Consider the following 22287-nt stretch of genomic DNA (forward strand, 5'->3'; position numbering starts at 1 on the left):
GCCGGCCAGTGCCGGCCAGTGCCGGCCAGTGCCGGCCGGTACCGGCCCGTGCGGGGCCGCCCTGCTCTGCCCCACCGCGCCGCGACGGCGCGACCCGCGCAACGCAGGGTTCCGAGGCTTCACACACGGCCCGGCCCCGCGGCTCGCCCGGCCTCCCCGCCCCCGCACGGCGCCGGTGACGTGGTCAGCCGTGCCAAGACCGCCAGAGCGCCGCGTACGCGCCGTCCGCGGTGACCAGTTCGTCGTGGCTGCCCAGTTCGCTGATCCGGCCTTCCTCGACGACGGCGATGACGTCCGCGTCGTGGGCCGTGTGCAGCCGGTGGGCGATGGCGACCACGGTGCGGCCGTCGAGGACTCGGGCCAGGGACCGCTCCAGGTGGCGGGCCGCCCGCGGGTCGAGCAGGGAGGTCGCCTCGTCCAGGACCAGGGTGTGCGGGTCGGCCAGGACCAGCCGGGCCAGCGCGACCTGCTGGGCCTGGGCCGGGGTGAGCACCAGTCCGCCCGAGCCGACCTCGGTGTCCAGCCCCTCGTCGAGGGCGCGCGCCCACCCGTCCGCGTCCACCGCGCCGAGGGCCGCCCACAGCTCGGCGTCGATCGCGCCGGTGGGAGCCTCCCCGTTCGAGGGCAGCCGGGAGTGGGGGAGCGCGAGCAGGAGGTTGTCGCGCAGGGAGCCGACGAAGACGTGGTGCTCCTGGTTGACGAGGGCAACGTGCTCGCGGACCCGTTCGGCGGGCATCCTGGACAGTTCGGCACCGCCCAGCGTGATCCGGCCGTCCCGGGGCGCGTAGATACCGGCGAGCAGCCTGCCGAGCGTGGACTTGCCGGCGCCCGACGGGCCGACCAGGGCCAGCCGGGTGCCGGGCGCGACCTCGAGGGACACCTGGCGCAGCACGTCGACACCCTCGCGGTAACCGAAGTGCACCCGGTCCGCGTGCACGTCCCGCCCGTCGGGGGCCAGGGTGTCCTCGCCGGCGTCCGGCTCGATGTCCCGGACGCCGACCAGCCGGGCCAGCGACACCTGCGCCACCTGGAGTTCGTCGTACCAGCGCAGGATCAGGCCGACGGGGTCGACCAACATCTGCGCGATGAGCGCTCCCGTGGTCAACTGCCCGACCCCGAGCCAGCCGTGCAGGACGAAGACCCCGCCGACCATGAGGACCGAGCCGAGGACCGTGACATGGGTGACGTTGATGACCGGGAACAGCACCGAGCGCAGCCACAGCGTGTAGCGCTCCCAGGCCGTCCACTCCTCGACCCGCTGGTCCGACAGGGCGATGCGCCGGTCGCCGAGCCGGTGGGCCTCGACGGTGCGCCCGGCGTCCACGGTCTCGGCGAGCGCGGCGGCGACGGCGGCGTACCCGGCGGCCTCGGACCGGTAGGCGGACGGCGCCCGCCGGAAGTACCAGCGGCAGCCGACCACCAGCAGGGGTACGGCCAGCAGCACCGCCCCGGCCAGCGGCGGTGCCGTGATGACCAGGCCGCCCAGCAGCAGGGCCACCCACACCACGCCGATCGCGAGCTGGGGCACGGCCTCGCGCATGGCGTTGCCGAGCCGGTCGATGTCCGTCGTGATCCGGGACAGGAGGTCGCCCGTCCCGGCGCGTTCCAGGACACCCGGCGGGAGCCCGACCGACCGTACGAGGAAGTCCTCGCGCAGGTCGGCGAGCATCCGTTCGCCGAGTGTCGCTCCGCGCAGCCGCACCTCCCGCACGAACACGGCCTGGACCGCGAGGGCGAGCACGAACAGGGCGACGGTGAGCCCGAGATGGAGCTCCCGCGCCCCGTCCGACACCCGTTCCACGAGTCCACCCAGCAGGTACGGGCCCGCCATGGAGGCGACCACGGAGACCGTGTTGACGGTGATCAGGAGGAGGAAGGCGCGGCGGTGCCGCGTGAAAAGTTCGGCCACGTAGGCGCGTACGGTCGAGGAGGCTCCGACGGGCAGGGTGTTCGCCGTCGTCGGTGCCGCCGGGTCGTACGCCGGTGGCGCCACGCCGATCATGCTGTTTCCTCGATCTCTTTCAGTTCGCCGAGTTCGTCGAGTTCGCCAAGCCGGCCGAGTGCGCCGAGCCCGTCCAGGCTGTCGCCGTCGAGATCGCCGTGCGGGGGTGCGTCGGTGCCTGCCGGGGCAGCCTCTTCGTCGGTCTCTCGCGTCACCACCGCCCGGTACCGCGGCTCCTCGCGCACCAGTTCGCGGTGCACGCCGATCGCCGTGACCGCGCCCTCGTGGACGAGGACGACCCGGTCGGCGCGGTCCAGAAGGAGCGGCGAAGAGGTGAAGACGACGGTCGTGCGTCCCGCCCGCAGTTCCCGCAGCCCCTCGGCGATCCGTGCCTCCGTGTGCGAGTCGACGGCCGAGGTCGGCTCGTCCAGGACGAGGACCTCCGGGTCGGTGAGCAGCGAGCGGGCCAGGGCGAGCCGCTGGCGCTGGCCGCCGGACAGGGACCGGCCGCGTTCGGTGATCAGGGCGTCCATCGGGTCCTCGGCTTCGAGCGAGCCCTGGACGAGCGCCGCCAGGACGTCCCCGCACTGCGCGGCGGCCAGTGCCGACCGGGCCTCGACATCACCCGAAGCGGGCACGTCGAGCAGCTCCCGCAGCGAGCCGGACAGTAGCACCGGGTCCTTGTCCTGGACGAGAACGGCCGCACGCGCGGAGTCGAGCGGCAGCTCGTCCAGCGGGACGCCGCCCAGCAGCACCGGCGTGCCCCGCTCGGAGGGGTGCCCGCCGAGCCGCTCCGCCAGCCGGCCGGCCGCGTCGGGATCGCCGCAGACCACGGCGGTGAACCGGCCGGCGGGTGCCAGCAGACCGGTGGCCGGGTCGTACAGGTCCCCGGAGAGCACGTCGGCCGTGCGCGACCCCTCGGTGTCGGTGACCCGCTCCAGTGACAGCACGCCCGCGGCCCGCCTGGCCGAGGGGCGCGAGAAGGAGTAGGCCATCGCGATCTCCTCGAAATGGCGCAGCGGGTAGGTGAGGACCATGACCGAGCTGTAGACGGTGACCAGTTCACCGACGCTGATGCGGCCCTGGCGGGCCAGGTGGACGCCGTACCAGACGACCGTGATCAGCAGCAGGCCCGGCAGCAGCACCTGGATCGCGGAGATCAGGGACCACATGCGGGCGCTGCGCACGGCGGCGTGGCGGACCTCCTGCGAGGCACGGCGGTAGCGGTCGAGGAAGAGTTCCTCACCGCCTATGCCGCGCAGGACGCGCAGGCCGGCGACGGTGTCCGAGGCCAGTTCGGTGGCGCGGCCCGCCTTCTCCCGCTGGAGGTCGGCCCGTCGGGTCGCGCGGGGCAACAGCGGGAGTACGGCGAGCGCGAGGACGGGCAGGCCCACGGCGACGACCACGCCGAGGGCCGGCTGGTAGACGACCAGGGCCACGCAGACCAGCACGATGGTCACCGCCGCCGCGGTGAACCGGGAGACGGCCTCGACGAACCAGCCGATCTTCTCGACGTCTCCCGTGGAGACGGCGACGACCTCGCCGGCCGCGACCCGCCGGGTCAGTGCCGAGCCCAGCTGCGACGCCTTGCGGGCCAGCAGTTGCTGTACCCGGGCGGCCGCCGTGATCCAGTTGGTGACCGCGGCGCGGTGCAGGAACGTGTCGCCGATCGCGTTGCCGGCGCAGCACACCGCCAGCGCGGCGCCCGCGACGGCGAGCCGCGGCCCCGAGTGGTCGATGACGGCCTGGATGGCGAGACCGACGCAGAACGGCAGCGCGGAGACGGACCCGAAGTGCAGCAGCCCCCAGGCCAGCGACTGGAGTTGTCCGCCCAGCTGATTGCGGCCGAGCCACCACAGGAATCGGGCGCCCGAGCGTGCGTCGGGCACACCCGGGTCGGGATACGGAAGGTCTTGGATCTGCATGACGTCCCAGTGGCTCGTGTCAGGGGGGAGGGGAAGCGCGGAGCGCGGCAACAAACCGTGACAGGTTCGCGTCGCGGCGTGGTCGAAGGCAAACGGTTTTTCGCGGCACGGCACACAATCGGAAGCCCCCGGGAAGCCCGCCGGAAGCCGAGCCGCGGCCACCCCGCCCGGGTCGGATGTCCGGAACCCGGTCCGACCGGATGTGACGCGGTGCGACCATTCCGTCATGCACAGTGATGACGTAGGGCGCACGCCGGTCGCGCGCGCGGCTCGCGGCTCCCGTCCGACGGCCCTCGCCGTCCTCGCGGCCCTCGCGGCCCTGACGCTCGTGTCCGCGTGCGGCGGCGCGGGGCACGAGGGAGGCCGGGGCGCTGGAGCCGCGGGCAGGTCGGCTCCCACCCGCGCGGCCGGAACCGACGCGACCCGGGCCCCCGGCGCGGGGGACGAACCGCGGCGGCGGAGCCCTGGCGTCGGGAACGAACCGGCACGGCGGATCCCCGGCGTCGGGGACGGGTTGCGACGGCGGATCCCCGCCGAGTCCCGTCAGGTCGTGGCGGTCTACGGCGAGGGCGCCGACTCCGCGAACGCCACGGTCGTGCTGTACACGAAGCGCGGCTCCGGCTGGTACCGCACGCGCGGTTGGGCCGCGCACAACGGGAAGAAGGGCTGGACCACCGACCACCACGAGGGCGACGGGCGCAGTCCCGTCGGCGTGTTCACCCTCAGCGACGCGGGCGGCGTCCTCGCGAACCCCGGGTCCAGGCTCCCGTACACGCGGTCCGCGGCCCTCGCCGCTCCGCGCTTCTGGGCCAGGTCGCACTGGCACGACTTCGACTACGTGATCGCCATCGACTACAACCGTGTCAAGGGCACCCCGCCGAACGACCCGACGCGCCCTGAGGGCCGGGCCAGGGGTGGCGGGATCTGGCTGCACATGGACCACGGCAGCGGTACGTCGGCATGCGTCAGTTTGTCCGAAACCGCGATGGAGTTCCTGCTGCGTACGCTCGATCCGGACCATCACCCCGTGGTGGTGATGGGGGACCGGGTCGGCCTCGAAGTCCAGGGCCGGCACGGGCGTTGAGGTGGGCCTCCGGGGAAGGGGCCGCATTGCGGGCGGCGGCAGTCTCCCCGTAGAACACCAGCCATGACTAGACGGATCATCATGTCCATGCTCGCCGGAGCGACCCTCCTGGCGAGCACCCTGCTCGGGACGGTTCCGGCGCGGGCCGCCGAAAGCGCCGCCCCGTCCCCGGAAGTCCCCGCCGAGTTCGGGTCCGACTGGCACGACCCGATCACCGCCGCGCCCCCGGTCACCGAGCCGGCCGGCAGGTCCTGCCGCGTCACCCTCGCCGAGGCACAGTTCCGGGACTTCACCCCGTACCGGGGGACATACGCACCGCCCGAGGGTTGCGGTGACCGCTGGAGCAAGGTCGTGCTGCGACTGGACGGCAAGGTCAAGGGGCGTCAGTTCGACCGGCTGGGCTATGTGCACGTCGGCGGGGTCGAGGTCTTCCGTACCTCGACGCCGGAGCCCTCGCCCGACGGCATCGAGTGGTCCGTCGAGAAGGACGTCACCCGCTACAGCGACACGTTCCGCAGCGGCCAGGACGTGGAGATGCTGATCGGGAACGTGGTCGACGACACGTACACGGGCGTCATCGACGTCAGGGTCACGCTGACGTTCTACGCGGGCCGGCCCGCCGCGGCGCGGACCCCTGACCGCGTCCTCACGCTCACGGACGGGGCCGGCGGCACGACCCTCACCACCCCGCGCAACAGCGAGCGCATCGTCGCCGAGGTGTACGCCACCGGTTCGGGCGGCGGCTGCGAGGAGTACTGGTACCTGGCGGTGCCGGACTCCGCCCCGTACTCCTGCCAGGCCGACGGCGGCCCCTACCGCGAGGTGCAGATCAAGGTCGACGGACAACTCGCCGGTATTGCCGCGCCGTTCCCGACGGTGTGGACCGGCGGCTGGTCCAACCCGTTCCTCTGGTACGTCGTCCCGGGCCCGCGCGCGTTCGACGTCAAGCCGATCGCATACGACCTGACGCCCTTCGCCGGAATCCTCAACGACGGCCGTCCGCACAGCGTGGACGTCTCCGTCGTCGGCGTTCCCGAGGGGCAGAGCGGCTGGAGCACCCCCGTGAACGTGCTCGTCTGGCAGGACGCGAAGCGCGCCCACGTCACCGGCGGCCTCACCTCGCACCAGGTCGGCGGACTCACCAACTCCTCGGTGTACACACCGGGTCCGCAGCAGCGCGTGGACACCGAGGGCGGCCACCGGTTCACCATCGGCGGATACGTCGACACCTCGCACGGCCGGGTCGCGACCACCGTCGGGCGTACGCTCACCAACACGTCCGTGCACCGCTGGACCGACGGCGAGAACACCGACAGCCTGAACGCCGCCTGGACGGACGACGAGTGGGTGCGCGTCGACGGGCGCGGACCGGCCCGCACGACCCGCACGCACCGGACGTACACCATGGACGGCACGACCACGATCGGTACGGACGACCGGCTGCGCACGGTACTGACCCTCGGCGACCGTGCCGCCGTCACCGAGGCGCGTGGCAGTCGGCGCACCGCCTGGTCGCGGTTCGACGACACCTACGACGGCGACGCCACGTTCACCGTCAACGTGCCGCGCGACCAGCGTCACGCGGTAGGCACGACGAGTGAGCGGTATCGGTCGTACGGCACAAGGGGCTGCTACGACCGGTTCCTGACGACCGTTCAGGGAGTGCTCACCGAGGATCGCGGCGGCTGCTGAGGCGAGTTGTGTGCGACGCGTCACTCACGGCGTGATTTACACGGTCGCAACGCGAGGGTTTCGTGCGTGATCAACGGCGCCTTCACGATAGACGGCACGGAAACCGCTTTCCGTATCGCAGAAGTCCGGCTCGGGCTTCCGCGTGTACCGTCCCCCCACAAGGAGTGCCCGTGCCGCCGTCCGTCCCGTCCCTGCCGCGACGCGTCGCACGCATACTGCGTACCTCACTCTTCGCGCAGGTCGCCTGCGCGCTCGTGCTCGGAATCGTCGTCGGAAAGCTGTGGCCCGGCGTGGCCACCGATCTGCAGCCGCTCGGCGACGGTTTCACCCGGCTCATCAAGACGGTCATCTCCCCGCTCGTGTTCTGCGTGGTCGTCGTCGGCATCGCCAAGGCCGGTGACCTGAAGGCGTTCGGCAGGATCGGGCTCAAGGCCCTGATCTGGTTCGAGGTGGCCTCCACGGCCGCCCTGGTCATCGGTCTGGTCGCCGCCAACGTCGTCCAGCCCGGCTCCGGGATGCACGTCGACCCGTCCACGCTCGACACCTCGGCGGTCGACGCGAAAACGGGCGGCGGCTCGCTGCCCTCGACCACCGAGTTCGTCGTGAACGCGCTGCCCACCAGTTTCATCGGCGCCTTCGCCGAGAACGCGCTGCTCCAGGTGCTGATCCTGGCCTGTCTGGTGGGCGCCGCGCTGCTGCACCTCGGACACACCAAGGTGCCCAAGGTCCTGCCCGCCGTCGAGCAGGCACAGGAGATCATCTTCGCCGTCGTCGGCTTCGTCATGCGGCTGGCCCCGCTGGCCGTGTTCGGCGCGATGGCGGTCCTGGTCGGCCAGTACGGGCTCGGCGTGATGAAGACCTACGCCAAGCTGATCATCCTGTGCTACGTGGCCGCGGCGCTCTTCGTCGTGCTGCTGTCCGTCGCGCTCAGGATGGTCACCGGGCTCAGCCTCTGGAAGTTCCTGCGCTACATCCGTGAGGAGATGCTCCTCGCGCTCGGCACCGCGTCCACCGAGTCCGTCATGCCGCGTGTGATGCAGAAGCTGCGCCGGGCCGGCGCCCGCGACGACGCCGTGGGCCTGGTGCTGCCCACGGGGTACTCCTTCAACCTCGACGGCGCCTCGCTCTACCTGTCCATCGGCACGCTGTTCATCGCCCAGGCCGTGGGTGTGGACCTCGGCGTGGGCCAGCAGATCACCGTGGTCCTCGTGCTCATGCTGACCAGCAAGGGCATGGCGGGCATCCCCGGCTCCGCCTTCCTCGCCCTGTCCGCGACCGCCTCCTCGCTCGGGGCCATTCCCGCCGGTGCCGTCGCCCTGCTGCTCGGCGTAGACCGCATAATGGACTCGATGCGCGTCGTCACCAACCTGCTCGGCAACTGCGTCGCGGTCTTCGCCGTCTCCCGCTGGGAGGGCGCGCTGGACGTGGAGCGGGCGAAGAGGGTGCTGGACGGCGAGATCGTTCCGGCGCCGGAAGGCGAGGAGCCGGAGACGGCGAAGCCGGGGCCGGTCGCGCCTCACGCGCTGGTGTCACAGCCGGTCGCGCCTCAGCCGCTGGTGTCACAGCCGGTGGCACCTCAGTCGGTTGGGCCGGGGCCGGCGGTGCCGCAGTCCGTCGAGCCGGCCCCCGACGCCGGGGAACTCCCCGCTGTCACCGCCCGGTTGACCAAGGAGCCGGCTCCCGAGGCCGGTTGACAGTCAGTCAGTCAGTGCTGGCTCGCGTCGCGGCCGCCGCTCCACCCCCCACGGAGCGGCGGCCGCGGCACGCGCCCATACGCCTTCGGGTCCTGGCGACCCGAGTTCGCCCGCATCCGCCCACCCGCGCGTGCGCGCACCCTGGATCCACTCGCGGGCGCGCACACTCGCGGCCGCGCGCCTGGATCCGCTGGTGGCCGCGCGCCTGGATCCGCTCACGGCCGCGCGCCCCGGATCCGCTCACGGCCGCGCGCTCCGGCCGCTCAGCACCGCCGCCCCCGTTCGGGCGCCCCGTCCACCAGTGTGTCCAGCAGGCCGCCCAGTACGTCACGCTGTTCGTCCGTCAAGGGCGCGAGGATCTCCTCCGCGGCGGCCCGGCGTGCGCCGCGCAGCTCCAGCAGGGCCTTGTGTCCGTCGTCGGTGAGCTCGATGCGGATCACCCGGCGGTTGGTCGGATCGGGGACCCGGCGCGCCTTGCCGCTCGCCTCCAGCCCGTCGACGAGTGTCGTCACTGCCCGCGGCACCACTTCCAGGCGCTCGGCGAGGTCGGCCATCCGGGGCGGCGCGTCGCAGTGCGCCAGGGTGCGCAGCAACCGGGCCTGGGCCGGTGTGACGCCCAGTCCGCGCTGCTCCAGATGGTGTTTCTGGATGCGGTGCACCCGACGGGTGAGCCGCAGCAGTTGCTCGGCGAGCAGGCCGTCGGAATCGGGGGAGGTCATACGGGAACAATATCAGGACCAGGCTCATTGTGAGTATAGGTAACAATGAGCTATGCTCCGTCAATCCTCACCCTCTCACCACCCGTAGGAGCCATGCCCCGCGACGACATCAACTGGACCCCGTCTCCCGGCACCTCGACCGATCAGCCTCGGCAGGTGCGCCGCATCCTGAAGCTCTTCAAACCCTACCGCGCCCGGCTCACCGTCGTCGGCCTGCTGGTCGGCGCATCGTCCCTGGTCACCGTGGCGACCCCGTTCCTCCTGAAGGAGACGCTGGACGTCGCCATCCCGCAGGGCCGCACCGGTCTGCTCAGCCTGCTCGCCCTCGGCATGATCGTCAGCGCCGTCCTCACCAGCATCTTCGGCGTCCTGCAGACCCTCATCTCCACGACGGTCGGCCAGCGCGTCATGCACGACCTGCGCACCGCCGTCTACGGGCGCCTGCAGCGCATGTCACTCGCCTTCTTCACCCGCACCCGCACGGGCGAGGTCCAGTCCCGCATCGCCAACGACATCGGCGGCATGCAGGCCACCGTCACCTCGACCGCCACCTCCCTGGTCTCCAACCTCACCAGCGTCGTGGCCACGATCATCGCGATGATCGCCCTGGACTGGCGTCTGACCGTCGTCTCGCTGCTCCTGCTGCCGGCCTTCGTGTGGATCAGCCGCCGGGTCGGCAACGAGCGCAAGAAGATCACCACCCAACGCCAGAAGCAGATGGCGGCGATGGCGGCGACGGTCACCGAGTCGCTCTCCGTCAGCGGCATCCTGCTCGGCCGCACGATGGGCCGCTCCGACTCGCTCACGCAGTCCTTCTCTGAGGAGTCGGAGGGGCTGGTCGACCTCGAGGTGCGGGCGAACATGGCCGGCCGCTGGCGCATGGCCGTGATCACCATCGTGATGGCCGCGATGCCGGCTGTCATCTACTGGACCGCGGGCCTGGCACTCCAGGCGGGCGGCCCGGACGTCTCGATCGGCACCATCGTCGCCTTCGTCTCGCTCCAGCAGGGGCTGTTCCGTCCGGCCGTGAGTCTGCTGTCGACCGGCGTCCAGATCCAGACCTCGCTCGCGCTCTTCCAGCGCATCTTCGAGTACCTGGACCTGCCCATCGACATCACCGAGCGGGACCGGCCCGTCCACCTCGACCAGGTCAAGGGCGAGGTCCGCTTCGAGCACGTCGAGTTCCGCTACGACGACAGGAGCGGCCCGATCCTCGACGGCGTCGACATCAGCGTGTCCGCGGGCTCCAGCCTCGCGGTCGTCGGCCCGACCGGCGCCGGCAAGTCGACGCTCGGCTATCTGGTGCCACGGCTGTACGACGTGACGGGGGGCCGCGTCACCCTCGACGGGGTCGACGTGCGCGACCTCGACTTCGACACGCTCGCCCGCGCGGTCGGCGTCGTCTCCCAGGAGACGTACCTCTTCCACGCCTCCATCGCCGAGAACCTGCGCTTCGCCAAGCCGGACGCCACCGACGAGGAGCTGCGGGCGGCGGCGAAGGCGGCCCAGATCCACGACCACATCGACTCCCTGCCGGACGGCTACGACACGGTCGTCGGCGAGCGCGGCCACCGGTTCTCCGGCGGTGAGAAGCAGCGCCTGGCCATCGCCCGCACGATCCTGCGCGACCCGCCGGTCCTGATCCTGGACGAGGCGACCAGCGCCCTGGACACCCGCACCGAAGTCGCCGTCCAGGAGGCCATCGACGCGCTGTCCGCCAACCGGACCACGCTCACCATCGCGCACCGCCTGTCCACCATCCGCAACGCGGATCAGATCGTGGTCCTGGATTCCGGACAGGTGGCCGAACGGGGCACGCACCAGGAGCTGCTGGACCGGGACGGGCGGTACGCGGCGCTGGTCCGCAGGGACGCCCGGCTGGAGCCGACAAGCTGACGATATGCCGGGTTTGCGGCCATTTGCGGGTTACCGTGCCCGCATGCAGATCAACATTCCGCCACCGAAGACGTCCCGACTGACACGGCGGGGCCGGCTCGCTCTCATCGCGACCGGTGCCGTCGTGGCCGGCACCGCCGTGGCGGTGCCGCTGCTGAGCCTGGAGAGCGGCACGGACGCCAGGCCGGCGTCGCTGGTGATCCCGGAGGGCTGGCGCGCGGGTCAGGTGTACGAGGCCGTGGACAAGGCTCTCGCGCTGCCCGCCGGCACCACCGAGAAGTCGCTCCCCAGAGCCGCCCTGAAGCTGCCGAACGACGCCGAGGGCAACCCGGAGGGCTACCTCTTCCCGGCGACGTATCCCCTTGCCGACAAGGCGACTCCCGAGTCCCTGCTGTCGTACATGGTCGACACCGCCAACAAGAAGTTCAACGGCGCTCCGGTCGCCGCCGGCGCGCAGCGCAACGCGATGAACGTCTACCAGGCGGTCACCATCGCGAGCATCGTGCAGGCCGAGGCCGCCACCAAGGCCGACATGGGCAAGGTGGCCCGGGTCATCTTCAACCGGCTGGAACATGGCATGCCGTTGCAGATGGACTCCACCGTCAACTATGCGCTGAGCCGGGCCACGCTGAAGACGACGGCGAACGACACCAAGATCGAGAGCCCCTACAACTCCTACCAGCGCATGGGGTTGCCGCCCACGCCGATCGACAGCCCGGGCGAGGAGGCGATGCGTGCCACGATCGATCCGGCCCCGGGCGACTGGCTGTACTTCGTCACGGTCAAGCCGGGCGACACCCGCTTCACGGCGAACTTCGAGGAGCACCGGCGCAACGTCGCCGAGTTCAACGCCCACCAGAAGAGTCCGCATCCGACGAAGTGAACCGCCGGGGACATCACGCGGCGACCGGCTCCTCGGCGGAACCCAGCAGCCGCCTGATGTCCCGCACGGCGGCGCGGCCGGCGCGGTTGGCGCCGATGGTGCTGGCCGAGGGCCCGTAGCCGACCAGATGGATCCGCGGGTCGGCGACCGCGCGTGTCCCCTCGACGCGGATGCCGCCGCCCGGCTCGCGCAGCCGCAGCGGCGCCAGATGGTCGATGGCGGCGCGGAATCCGGTCGCCCACAGAATGACGTCGGCGTCCACGTGCCGGCCGTCCTTCCACTCCACCCCGTCGGGCGTGATGCGGTCGAACATCGGCAACCCGTCCAGGACTCCGTCCTCCAGCCCCTTCCGTACGGCGTCGTTGAGGGGCAGCCCGGTGACCGAGACCACGCTCTTGGGCGGCAGCCCCTGGCGCACCCGCTCCTCGACGAGGGCGACCGCGGCCCGGCCCACCTCCTCGTCGAAGGGGCCTTCGCGGAAGACGGGCGGTCGCCGGGTGACCCAGGTGGTGGCGGCCGCGTACGGGGCGATCTCCAGCAGGTGCTGCGTGCCGGAAGCGCCACCGCCCACCACGACCACCCGCTGACCGGCGAACTCCTCGGGTCCCGGATACCGGGCGGTGTGCAACTGCCGTCCGCGGAAGGTCTCCTGGCCGGGGTAGCGCGGCCAGAACGGCCGGTCCCAGGTGCCGGTCGCGTTGATCAGGGCCCGCGTCGACCAGGTCCCGGCGGAGCTCTCGACGAGCAGTCGCCGGTCGGCTCCCTCACGCACCGCCCGCACGTCGACCGGCCGCCGCACGCGTAGGTCGAAGGTGCGCTCGTACGTGTCGAAGTACTCCGTGACGACCTCGGCGGACGGCCGCGCGGGATCGGCGCCGGTGAGTTCCATGCCGGGCAGGGCATGCATCCCGTGCACCCTGCCGTACGTCAGCGAAGGCCACCGGAACTGCCAGGCGCCGCCCGGACCGGGGGAGTGGTCGAGCACCACGAAGTCGCGGTCCGGCTTGAACCCGGTGCGCCGCAGGTGGTGGGCGGCGGCCAGCCCGGCCTGGCCGGCGCCGATGACGACTACCTCGACCTCGTGGACGTTGTTCACGTTTCTACCAACCGCCCGGCCGGCGCGGATCTTCCCGCCCGCCCGGAGCCGGCGCCTGCCCGGAGCCGGCGCCTGCCCGGAGCCGGCGCCCGATCGCCCGACCGCCCTGAGAATCGGCGGCCCGTCCTCCAGGCATCGACGAGCCGTCGACCAGCCCACGAGCGGTCGGCCCGCGAATCGCACCCGCCGCGAACCACCGGTTGGGCTCCTTCAGGTGCGGCCACCCGGACAGCGCGAAGTGCTCGCCGGGCGGTGTGGAATCCGGCGTATGGGTCAGGATGGGGTCATGTCAGATGCCTTCACCACCCGAGTCCTGAACGTGGCGACGGGTTCCGCGGAGCGGATCGTCGACCTCACCCGAGACTGCGCGGAGTTCCTCCAGGCGGCGGCCGGCGGCCGCGACGGTCTTCTGAACGTCTTCGTCCCCCACGCGACCGCCGGCATCGCGATCCTCGAGACCGGCGCGGGCAGCGACGAGGACCTCCTCGCCACCCTGCACACCCTGCTGCCCGCCGACGACCGCTGGCAGCACCGGCACGGCAGCCCCGGTCACGGCCGCGATCACGTCCTCCCGGCGATCGTCCCGCCCCACGCGACCCTTCCGGTGCTGGGCGGCCGGCTGGAGCTGGGGACCTGGCAGTCGGTGTGTCTGGTGGACACCAACAAGGACAATCCGAACCGGCAGGTCCGGCTGAGCTTCCTCGGGTGACGCCCGCGCGGGCGGGCGGGGGCCTTTCGGTCACTCGCGACGCGGTCGCCGACCGAGCCCGTCCCGGCCGCCCGCACGCACCGGGCCGCGGTCCCGCACCGGGATGGTCACGGCCGTACTCACCGGCCACCACGTCCAGCCCGAGCTGGAATCGCTGGAATCGCCGGATTCGCACGGCAAGTGATCCGGCTCTCATGGCACGGCACCGGCATTGCCGAGACCATGGTGTTCTTCACCGGCAGGCCGAAGGGATCGGGAATGCTCCGCAAGGTACTGGTCGCCAACCGTGGCGAGATCGCGATTCGCGCGTTCCGCGCCGGATACGAGCTCGGTGCGAGGACCGTCGCCGTCTTCCCGCACGAGGACCGCAACTCGCTGCACCGACTGAAGGCGGACGAGGCCTACCAGATCGGTGAGCCGGGGCACCCCGTACGGGCGTACCTCTCCGTCGAGGAGATCATGCGCGCGGCCCGGCAGGCCGGCGCCGACGCCGTCTACCCCGGATACGGCTTCCTGTCCGAGAACCCCGAGCTCGCGCGCGCGTGCGAGGAGGCGGGCATCACCTTCGTCGGGCCGAGCGCGCACATCCTCGAGCTGACGGGCAACAAGGCGCGCGCGGTGGCCGCGGCCCGCGCCGCCGGGGTGCCGGTGCTGGGCTCCTCCGCGCCCTCCAGCGATGTGGACGAGCTGGTGCGGGCCGCCGAGGACGTCGGCTTCCCCCTGTTCGTGAAGGCGGTCGCCGGCGGCGGAGGCCGCGGCATGCGCCGCGTGCAGGACCCCGCGACACTCCGCGAGTCGATCGAGGCGGCCGCGCGCGAGGCGGCGTCGGCGTTCGGGGACGCCACGGTCTTCCTGGAGAAGGCCGTCGTCGAGCCCCGGCACATCGAGGTGCAGATCCTCGCCGACGGGGACGGCAACGTCATTCACCTGTTCGAGCGCGACTGTTCCGTGCAGCGACGCCACCAGAAGGTCATCGAGCTGGCGCCCGCGCCCAACCTCGACCCGGCCCTGCGCGAGCGGATGTGCGCCGACGCCGTACGGTTCGCCCAGGAGATCGGCTACCGCAACGCGGGCACCGTGGAGTTCCTGCTCGACCGCGACGGAAACCACGTCTTCATCGAGATGAACCCGCGCATCCAGGTCGAGCACACGGTGACCGAGGAGGTCACCGACGTCGACCTCGTGCAGGCACAGCTGCGCATCGCGGCCGGCGAGACACTCGCCGACCTCGGTCTCTCGCAGGACACCGTCACCCTGCACGGTGCCGCGCTGCAGTGCCGGATCACCACCGAGGACCCGGCCAACGGCTTCCGCCCCGACACCGGCCGGATCAGCGCCTACCGTTCGCCCGGCGGCTCGGGCATCCGGCTCGACGGCGGTACCACCCACGCCGGTACGGAGATCAGCGCCCACTTCGACTCGATGCTGGTCAAGCTGAGCTGTCGGGGCCGGGACTTCACGACCGCGGTCAACCGCGCCCGGCGTGCCGTGGCCGAGTTCCGCATCCGCGGTGTGGCCACCAACATCCCGTTCCTGCAGGCCGTCCTCGACGATCCCGACTTCCAGGCCGGCCGGGTCACGACGTCGTTCATCGAGCAGCGCCCGCACCTGCTGACCGCACGTCACTCCGCGGACCGCGGCACCAAGCTGCTCACCTATCTGGCCGATGTCACGGTCAACAAGCCGCACGGTGAGCGGCCCGACCTGATCCACCCCGTCACGAAGCTGAAGCCGCTGCCCGCCGCCGAACCGCCCGCGGGCTCGAAGCAGAAGCTCGTCGAACTCGGCCCGGAGGGGTTCGCCCGCTGGCTGCGCGAGTCGCCGGCCGTCGGCGTCACCGACACCACGTTCCGCGACGCCCACCAGTCACTGCTCGCCACCCGGGTGCGTACCAAGGACATGCTCGCCGTCGCTCCCCTGGTGGCACGGACGCTGCCCGAGCTGCTGTCCCTGGAGTGCTGGGGCGGTGCCACCTACGACGTGGCGCTGCGCTTCCTCGCCGAGGACCCCTGGGAGCGCCTGGCCGCGCTCCGCGCCGCCGTACCGAACATCTGCCTGCAGATGCTGCTGCGCGGCCGCAACACCGTGGGCTACACGCCGTACCCGACGGAGGTCACCGACGCCTTCGTGCAGGAGGCCGCGAACACCGGCATCGACATCTTCCGGATCTTCGACGCGCTGAACGACGTCGGGCAGATGCGGCCCGCCATCGATGCGGTGCGGGAGACCGGGACGGCCGTCGCCGAGGTCGCCCTGTGCTACACCTCGGACCTGTCCGACCCGTCCGAGCGGCTGTACACCCTCGACTACTACCTCCGCCTGGCCGAACAGATCGTGGCCGCCGGCGCGCACGTCCTGGCCGTCAAGGACATGGCGGGACTGCTCCGCGCTCCGGCCGCGGCGACGCTGGTGTCGGCCCTGCGCCGCGAGTTCGACCTGCCGGTGCACATCCACACCCACGACACGACGGGCGGTCAGCTCGCCACCTACCTGGCCGCGATCCAGGCCGGCGCGAACGCCGTGGACGGAGCGGTGGCGTCCATGGCCGGCACCACCTCGCAGCCGTCCCTGTCGGCGATCGTGGCCGCGACCGACCACACCGAGCGGCCCACCGGCCTCGACCTCAGGGCGGTCGGCGACCTGGAGCCGTACTGGGAGAGCGTCCGCAAGATCTACGCGCCCTTCGAGGCGGGCCTCGCCTCGCCGACGGGACGCGTGTACGACCACGAGATCCCCGGCGGCCAGCTCTCCAACCTGCGCACCCAGGCGGTGGCGCTCGGTCTCGGCGACCGCTTCGAGGACATCGAGGCGATGTACGCGGCCGCCGACGGCATCCTGGGCCACCTGGTGAAGGTCACCCCCTCGTCCAAGGTGGTCGGCGACCTCGCCCTGCACCTGGTCGGCTCCGGGGCGACGCCCGAGGAGTTCGAGGCGGCGCCGGACAGGTTCGACATCCCCGACTCCGTGATCGGCTTCCTGCGCGGTGAGCTCGGAACCCCGCCCGGCGGCTGGCCGGAGCCGTTCCGCAGCAGGGCGCTGGAGGGCCGCGCCGAGGCCAAGCCGGTGCCGGAGCTGACCGAGGAGGATCGTACGGGACTGGAGAAGGAGCGGCGCGCCACGCTCAACCGGCTGCTGTTCCCCGGACCGACGCGGGACTTCGAGACCCACCGGCAGACCTACGGCGACACCAGTGTGCTGGACAGCAAGGACTTCTTCTACGGTCTGCGGCCCGGCAACGAGTACACCGTCGACCTCGAGCCCGGCGTGCGGCTGCTCATCGCGCTGGAAGCCGTCGGCGAGGCCGACGAACGCGGCATGCGCACCGTGATGTCCACCCTGAACGGCCAGCTGCGGCCGATCCAGGTCCGCGACACCACGGCGTCCTCCGACGTACCGGCGACGGAGAAGGCCGACCGCTCCAACGCCGGCCACGTCGCCGCGCCCTTCGCCGGAGTCGTGACGCTGGCGGTCGCCGAGGGCGACGAGGTGGCGGCCGGTGCCATGGTGGCCACCATCGAGGCGATGAAGATGGAAGCGACGATCACCGCCCCGAAGGCCGGTCGGGTGTCCAGGCTGGCCATCACCCGGATCCAGCAGGTGGAGGGCGGCGACCTGCTCGTCGAGATCGGCTGAGCCCCGCACCCGGCCCCGCCGTACGGGACCGCCGGGTTCCGCGCCGGCACCTCCGCCGTACGGGACCGCCGGGTTCCGCGCAATCGCCCGGTTCCCTACCGGAGCCTGCCATTGCGGCCCGGTCCGCGGCGTCCGAGTCTGGACGCACGGGCCGGGCTGCTGGGAGGACGGGCGATGACGAGTGACGGTGGGGTGCCGGACGCGGAGCGGCGGCGGCTGGCGGAAGCCGACGAAGGGACGGTGCCCTGGCGTCGCTGGGGCCCGTACCTGAGCGAACGGCAGTGGGGGACGGTCCGCGAGGACTACAGCGCCGACGGCGACGCCTGGTCGTACTTCACCCACGACCAGGCCCGCTCCCGCGCCTACCGGTGGGGCGAGGACGGCATCGCGGGCGTCAGCGACGACAGGCAGCGGCTGTGTTTCGCCCTGGCCCTGTGGAACGGCCGCGATCCGATCCTCAAGGAGCGGATGTTCGGGCTGACGAACGCCGAGGGCAATCACGGCGAGGACGTCAAGGAGTACTACTTCCACCTCGACAACACGCCCACCCACTCGTACATGAAGTACCTCTACAAGTACCCGCAGCAGGAGTTCCCCTACGGCGACCTGGTCGACACCAACCGGGCCCGCGGCCGCGGTGACGCCGAGTACGAGCTGCTCGACACCGGCGTCTTCGACGAGGACCGGTACTTCGACGTGTTCGTCGAGTACGCGAAGGCGGGACCGGAGGACCTCCTGGTCCAGATCACCGCCCACAACCGCGGTCCCGACGAGGCGGAGCTCCACCTGCTGCCGACGCTGTGGTTCCGGCACACCTGGTCCTGGGCGGGCGGTTCGGCGGTGCCGGGTCTGCGGGCGACGGACGGCGCCGTCCGGGCCGACCACGAGGAACTCGGCCCGCGGTGGCTCCACCACGAGCGAGCGTCGGAGGTCCTGTTCACCGGCAACGAGACCGACAACGAGCGGATCTTCGGCAGCTTCAACGACACCCCGTACGTCAAGGACGGCATCGGCCGCCACGTCGTCCACGGCGAGGCCGGAGCCGTCGACCCGGAGCGCACCGGGACCAAGGCCGCCGTCCACCACGTGCTGACCATCGCCGGCGGCGCGAGCGCGACCCTTCGGCTCCGCCTGAGCGACACCGAACTCATCGATCCCTGGCGGGAGTTCGGTGCCGTCATGGACTTGCGGCGGAGCGAGGCCGACACCTTCTACGACGGCGTCACACCCCCCGGCACGAGCGAGGACGAACGACGGCTGGTGCGGCAGGCGCTTGCCGGGATGTTGTGGAGCAAGCAGTACTACTACCTGGACGTCGAGCGCTGGCTCACCGAACACGGCGTCGATCCGCTGGGCGCCGACCCCCACACGCGCAACAGCGCCTGGTACCACATGGTCAACGACCAGGTCATGTCGATGCCGGACACCTGGGAGTACCCGTGGTTCGCCGCCTGGGACCTCGCCTTCCACGCCATCGCCCTCGCCATGGTCGACATCGGTTTCGCCAAGGGCCAGCTCGACCTGCTGCTGCACCGCCTCTACCTGCATCCCAACGGCCAGATCCCGGCGTACGAATGGAACTTCGGGGATGTCAACCCGCCCGTGCACGCCTGGGCGACCCTGTTCGTCTACGAACTCGAGAAGCACCGCACCGGGCGCGGTGACCGCGCCTTCCTGGAGAACGCCTTCCAGAAGCTGATGAAGAACTTCACCTGGTGGCTCAACCGCAAGGACGTCGACGGCAACAACGTCTTCCAGGGCGGGTTCCTCGGCCTCGACAACATCGGGGTGTTCGACCGCAGCGCGCCCCTGCCCACCGGCGGCCGGCTCGACCAGGCGGACGGCACCGCCTGGATGGCGCTGTACTGCCAGAACCTCCTGGAGATCGCCATCGAACTCGCCGCCGACAACCCGGTGTACGTCGAGCAGGCCAGGACGCTGTTCGAGCACTTCGCGTGGATCGCCGTCGCCACCAACCGCATCGGCAGGGACAACGAGAGCCTCTGGGACGAGGAGGACGGCTTCTTCTACGACGTCCTGCGACTGCCCGACGGTGGCGCGACCCGGCTGAAGGTGCGCTCCCTGGTCGGGCTCGTCCCGCTCGCCGCCACCAGCGTGGTCGGCGGCTGGGCGGACCGCCGCTTCCCCGAACTGATCGCGGGGGCACGGGAGTTCGTCGAGCGTCATCCGGCGGTGCAGGCCATCGTGTCCTCTCAGCACACCCTGGGGCCCGGCGTACGCGGACAGCACCTGTTCGCCCTGTTCGGTGAGGACCGGCTCCGGCGCATCCTGGCTCGCATGCTCGACGAGGACGAGTTCCTCGGCCCGCACGGCATCCGTTCGCTCTCCCGCCACCACGCCGCCCACCCGTACACCTTCCAGGTGCACGGCGAGGAGTACGGCGTCGGCTATCTGCCCGCCGAGTCCGACTCGGGCCTGTTCGGCGGCAACTCCAACTGGCGCGGCCCGGTCTGGTTTCCCGTCAACATCCTGCTGATCCGCGCCCTGCTGAACCTGCACGCCTACCACGGCGACGACTTCACCGTGGAGTGCCCGACGGGCTCCGGCCGCCTGCTCACCCTCTACGAGGTCGCCCGCGAGATCTCCGGCCGGCTCACCTCGACCTTCCTACGCGACCGGGAAGGCCACCGGCCGGTGCACGGCGCCCGGGCCAAGTTCGCCAAGGACCCGCACTGGAAGGACCTGATCCTCTTCTACGAGTACTTCCACGGCGACGACGGCTCCGGCCTCGGCGCCTCCCACCAGACCGGCTGGACCGGCCTGGCCGCCGTCACCGCGACCCTGTTCCACCTGGTCGACTCGGGGGACTGGGGCGCGCTGCGGGAGGAGCCCCTCTCATGACGGTCGTCCACGAGATCAACACGCTTGTCTGGCTGGGTGAACTGAGCCTCCGGTACGGGCGACGGATCACGCTCGGGGAGGTGCCCGGTGAGGTCTGGGACGAGGTCGCACGGCCGGGCGTCGACACCGTCTGGCTGATGGGCGTCTGGCAGCGCAGCCCGGCCGGGCTGCGGATCGCGCTGCGCGAGGAGAGCCTGCTGTCGGCGTTCCGCGAGGCCCTGCCCGACGTCACCGAGGCGGACATCGCCGGCTCCCCGTACTGCGTGCGCGGCCACGTCGTCGACGAGGGGCTCGGCGGGCCGGACGGGCTGGCCGCGGCGCGCGCCGAACTCGCGGCGCGCGGGCTGCGGTTGATCCTCGACTACGTCCCCAACCATGTGGCCCCCGACCATCCCTGGCTCACCGAGCACCCCGACCGGCTGATCCAGGGCAGCGCCGACGACCTGGCCCGCGCGCCGGAGGCATTCATCGAGGCCGGCGGTCACGTCTACGCCCGGGGCCGTGACCCCTACTTCCCGCCCTGGCCGGACGTGGTCCAGCTGAACGCGTACAGCGACGGCCTGCGCGCGGCGGCGGTGGAGACGCTGGTGGCCATCGGCGAACAGGCGGACGGCGTGCGCTGCGACATGGCGATGCTGATGATGAACGACGTCTTCGCGAAGACGTGGGGGGACCGGCCGGGCAGGCTGCCCGGCGAGGACTTCTGGCCGTACGTCCTCCCGCGGGTGCGCGAGCGCCACCCCGGCCTCCTTCTCGTCGCGGAGGCGTACTGGGACCTCGAAGGTGCGCTCCGGCAGCAGGGCTTCGACCACTGCTACGACAAGCGGCTGTACGACCGCCTGCTGCACGAGGACGCCGACTCCGTCCGCGCCCACCTGCGGGCCGGCCCCGCCTTTCAGCGAGGCCTCCTGCGCTTCGTCGAGAACCACGACGAGCCGCGGGCCGCCGCCGTCCTGCCCGGTGGCCGAAACCGTGCGGCCGCCGTGGCCGTCGCGACCCTGCCCGGGGCGACGCTCTGGCACGAGGGCCAGTTCGAGGGCCGCCGGGTGCGGCTACCGGTGTTCCTCTCCCGTGGGCCGCGCGAACCGGTCGACGAGCCGCTGCGCGCGTTCTACGGCCGCCTGCTCCCGGCCGCGGCCACCGCCCGCCAGGGCGAATGGCGGCCGCTGATCCCGAGCGGCTGGCCGGACAACGACAGCCACCGCGGCGTGCTGGCCTGGACCTGGACCCACGCGGACGCCCGCCACCTGGTCGTCGTCAACTACGCCGACCGCCCGGCCCAGGCACGTCTGCCCCTGGCGTGGGACGGCCTGCGCGGCCACGAGTACCGCCTGACCGACCTGCTCACGGCCCGGACGTACGACCGTCAGGGCGACGAGCTGACCGACCCGGGCCTGTTCGTGGCCCTGGACGCCTGGGAGGGGCAGGTCTTCGCCGTGACGGTCACGGGCGGGCAGGCGGAGTGACGAGGGAGGGTGCCGGAGCGGTGGTGCTCACCGCCCGGCCGCTCCCGCGCGCAGGCCGTCCATGATCAGGTCCAGCAGCCGTTCGGCCCGCGGTTGCCAGTCGCTGCGGGGGTCGATCTGCCAGAGGCCGCCGATGGCGAGGAAGAAGTCCTCCCCGCTCACTCCCGGGCGGATGGTGCCCGCCCTCTCACCGGCGCGCAGGAGGAGCTCGGCCGCCGCGGTGACCGGGGCGGGGCCGGGCTTCTCCGGCGTCCCCGGTGCGCTGGTGGCCTGGCGGATCGCGTCGGACAGCCCGGCCTTGGCCATGGCGAACCGGGCGAGGCGGTCCATCCAGGCGCGCAGGGCCAGGTCCGGTTCCCGTGTCTCGAGCAGTTGGGGCGCGGCGTCGGCGACCTGCTGCATCTCGTGGCGGTAGATCTCCAGGACGAGCGACTCGCGACTGGGGAAGTTGCGGTAGAACGTCGCCTGACCCACGCCCGCCTTCTTGGCGATGACACTGAGGGGAGCGTCCGCGCAGCGCGTCAGTTCGTCCAGGGCGACTTCCAGAATCCGCTCGCGGTTGCGCTGCGCGTCCGAGCGCAGGGGTGCGTCCTTCTTCTGCTGCACTCGTCCTCCTCGCGGGCTCGCGGCCGAAACCCGTTCTTGCTAACCGGACAACTGTCCACTACGTTTCACCGGTAACGGAC

14 protein-coding genes are annotated in these 22287 nt (G+C 71.7%); 9 read left to right on the plus strand and 5 right to left on the minus strand.

Annotated features, from left to right (window positions below):
• Window positions 1–184: 184 nt before the first annotated feature.
• Both OG985_RS38995 and OG985_RS39000 read right to left on the minus strand, forming a co-directional pair.
• Complete coding sequence (locus tag OG985_RS38995) at window positions 185–2002, minus strand: ABC transporter ATP-binding protein (RefSeq protein WP_371673090.1); 1818 nt, start codon at window positions 2000–2002, stop codon at window positions 185–187.
• Window positions 1999–3867, minus strand: a complete 1869-nt coding sequence (locus OG985_RS39000) for an ABC transporter ATP-binding protein (RefSeq protein WP_371673091.1) — start codon at window positions 3865–3867, stop codon at window positions 1999–2001. Before OG985_RS39000 ends, OG985_RS38995 begins: the two co-directional genes overlap by 4 nt.
• 226 nt (window positions 3868–4093) lie before the next feature.
• Between OG985_RS39000 and OG985_RS39005 the strand changes: the two genes are divergently transcribed.
• The 3 genes from OG985_RS39005 (at window position 4094) to OG985_RS39015 (ending at window position 8337) form a co-directional block, all read left to right on the plus strand.
• A complete protein-coding gene (locus OG985_RS39005; protein WP_371673092.1) occupies window positions 4094–4951 on the plus strand; it encodes a hypothetical protein in 858 nt (285 codons plus the stop codon).
• 63 nt (window positions 4952–5014) lie between these two features.
• On the plus strand, window positions 5015–6643 hold the full coding sequence (locus OG985_RS39010; protein WP_371673093.1) for a peptide-N4-asparagine amidase: 1629 nt from the start codon (window positions 5015–5017) through the stop codon (window positions 6641–6643).
• 170 nt (window positions 6644–6813) lie between these two features.
• The gene (locus OG985_RS39015) at window positions 6814–8337 is read left to right on the plus strand and encodes a cation:dicarboxylate symporter family transporter (protein ID WP_371673094.1); all 1524 of its coding nucleotides are present in this window, start codon (window positions 6814–6816) and stop codon (window positions 8335–8337) included.
• 263 nt (window positions 8338–8600) lie between these two features.
• Here OG985_RS39015 and OG985_RS39020 read toward each other — a convergent pair whose 3' ends face one another.
• A complete protein-coding gene (locus OG985_RS39020; protein WP_371673095.1) occupies window positions 8601–9056 on the minus strand; it encodes a MarR family winged helix-turn-helix transcriptional regulator in 456 nt (151 codons plus the stop codon).
• 93 nt (window positions 9057–9149) lie between these two features.
• Between OG985_RS39020 and OG985_RS39025 the strand changes: the two genes are divergently transcribed.
• The gene (locus OG985_RS39025) at window positions 9150–10952 is read left to right on the plus strand and encodes an ABC transporter ATP-binding protein (RefSeq protein ID WP_371673096.1); all 1803 of its coding nucleotides are present in this window, start codon (window positions 9150–9152) and stop codon (window positions 10950–10952) included.
• Window positions 10953–10995: 43 nt separating this feature from the next.
• A complete protein-coding gene (gene mltG / locus OG985_RS39030; protein WP_371673097.1) occupies window positions 10996–11835 on the plus strand; it encodes an endolytic transglycosylase MltG in 840 nt (279 codons plus the stop codon).
• 13 nt (window positions 11836–11848) lie between these two features.
• Here the strand turns inward: mltG and OG985_RS39035 are convergent, their stop codons facing one another.
• Window positions 11849–12931, minus strand: a complete 1083-nt coding sequence (locus tag OG985_RS39035; RefSeq protein WP_371673098.1) for an NAD(P)-binding domain-containing protein — start codon at window positions 12929–12931, stop codon at window positions 11849–11851.
• A 286-nt stretch (window positions 12932–13217) separates the two neighbouring features.
• Here OG985_RS39035 and OG985_RS39040 point away from each other — a divergent pair, with 286 nt between their 5' ends.
• The 4 genes from OG985_RS39040 to OG985_RS39055 all read left to right on the plus strand — a co-directional run bounded on the left by OG985_RS39040 (window position 13218) and on the right by OG985_RS39055 (window position 21601).
• Complete coding sequence (locus OG985_RS39040) at window positions 13218–13640, plus strand: secondary thiamine-phosphate synthase enzyme YjbQ (protein ID WP_371673099.1); 423 nt, start codon at window positions 13218–13220, stop codon at window positions 13638–13640.
• A 258-nt stretch (window positions 13641–13898) separates the two neighbouring features.
• Window positions 13899–17273 carry a pyruvate carboxylase gene (locus OG985_RS39045; protein WP_371673100.1) on the plus strand — a complete coding sequence of 1125 codons (3375 nt, stop codon included), beginning with the start codon at window positions 13899–13901 and terminating at the stop codon, window positions 17271–17273.
• A 174-nt stretch (window positions 17274–17447) separates the two neighbouring features.
• Entirely contained in the window at window positions 17448–20135 is a 2688-nt protein-coding gene (locus tag OG985_RS39050) for a glucosidase (RefSeq protein ID WP_371673101.1), read from the plus strand.
• Entirely contained in the window at window positions 20132–21601 is a 1470-nt protein-coding gene (locus OG985_RS39055; RefSeq protein WP_371673102.1) for an alpha-amylase, read from the plus strand. The genes OG985_RS39050 and OG985_RS39055 overlap by 4 nt, the downstream gene beginning before the upstream one ends.
• Window positions 21602–21628: 27 nt before the next feature.
• Here OG985_RS39055 and OG985_RS39060 read toward each other — a convergent pair whose 3' ends face one another.
• On the minus strand, window positions 21629–22207 hold the full coding sequence (locus OG985_RS39060) for a TetR/AcrR family transcriptional regulator (RefSeq protein ID WP_371673103.1): 579 nt from the start codon (window positions 22205–22207) through the stop codon (window positions 21629–21631).
• Window positions 22208–22287 lie beyond the last annotated feature (80 nt).

The organism is Streptomyces sp. NBC_00289 (assembly GCF_041435115.1).
GTDB lineage: Bacteria > Actinomycetota > Actinomycetes > Streptomycetales > Streptomycetaceae > Streptomyces.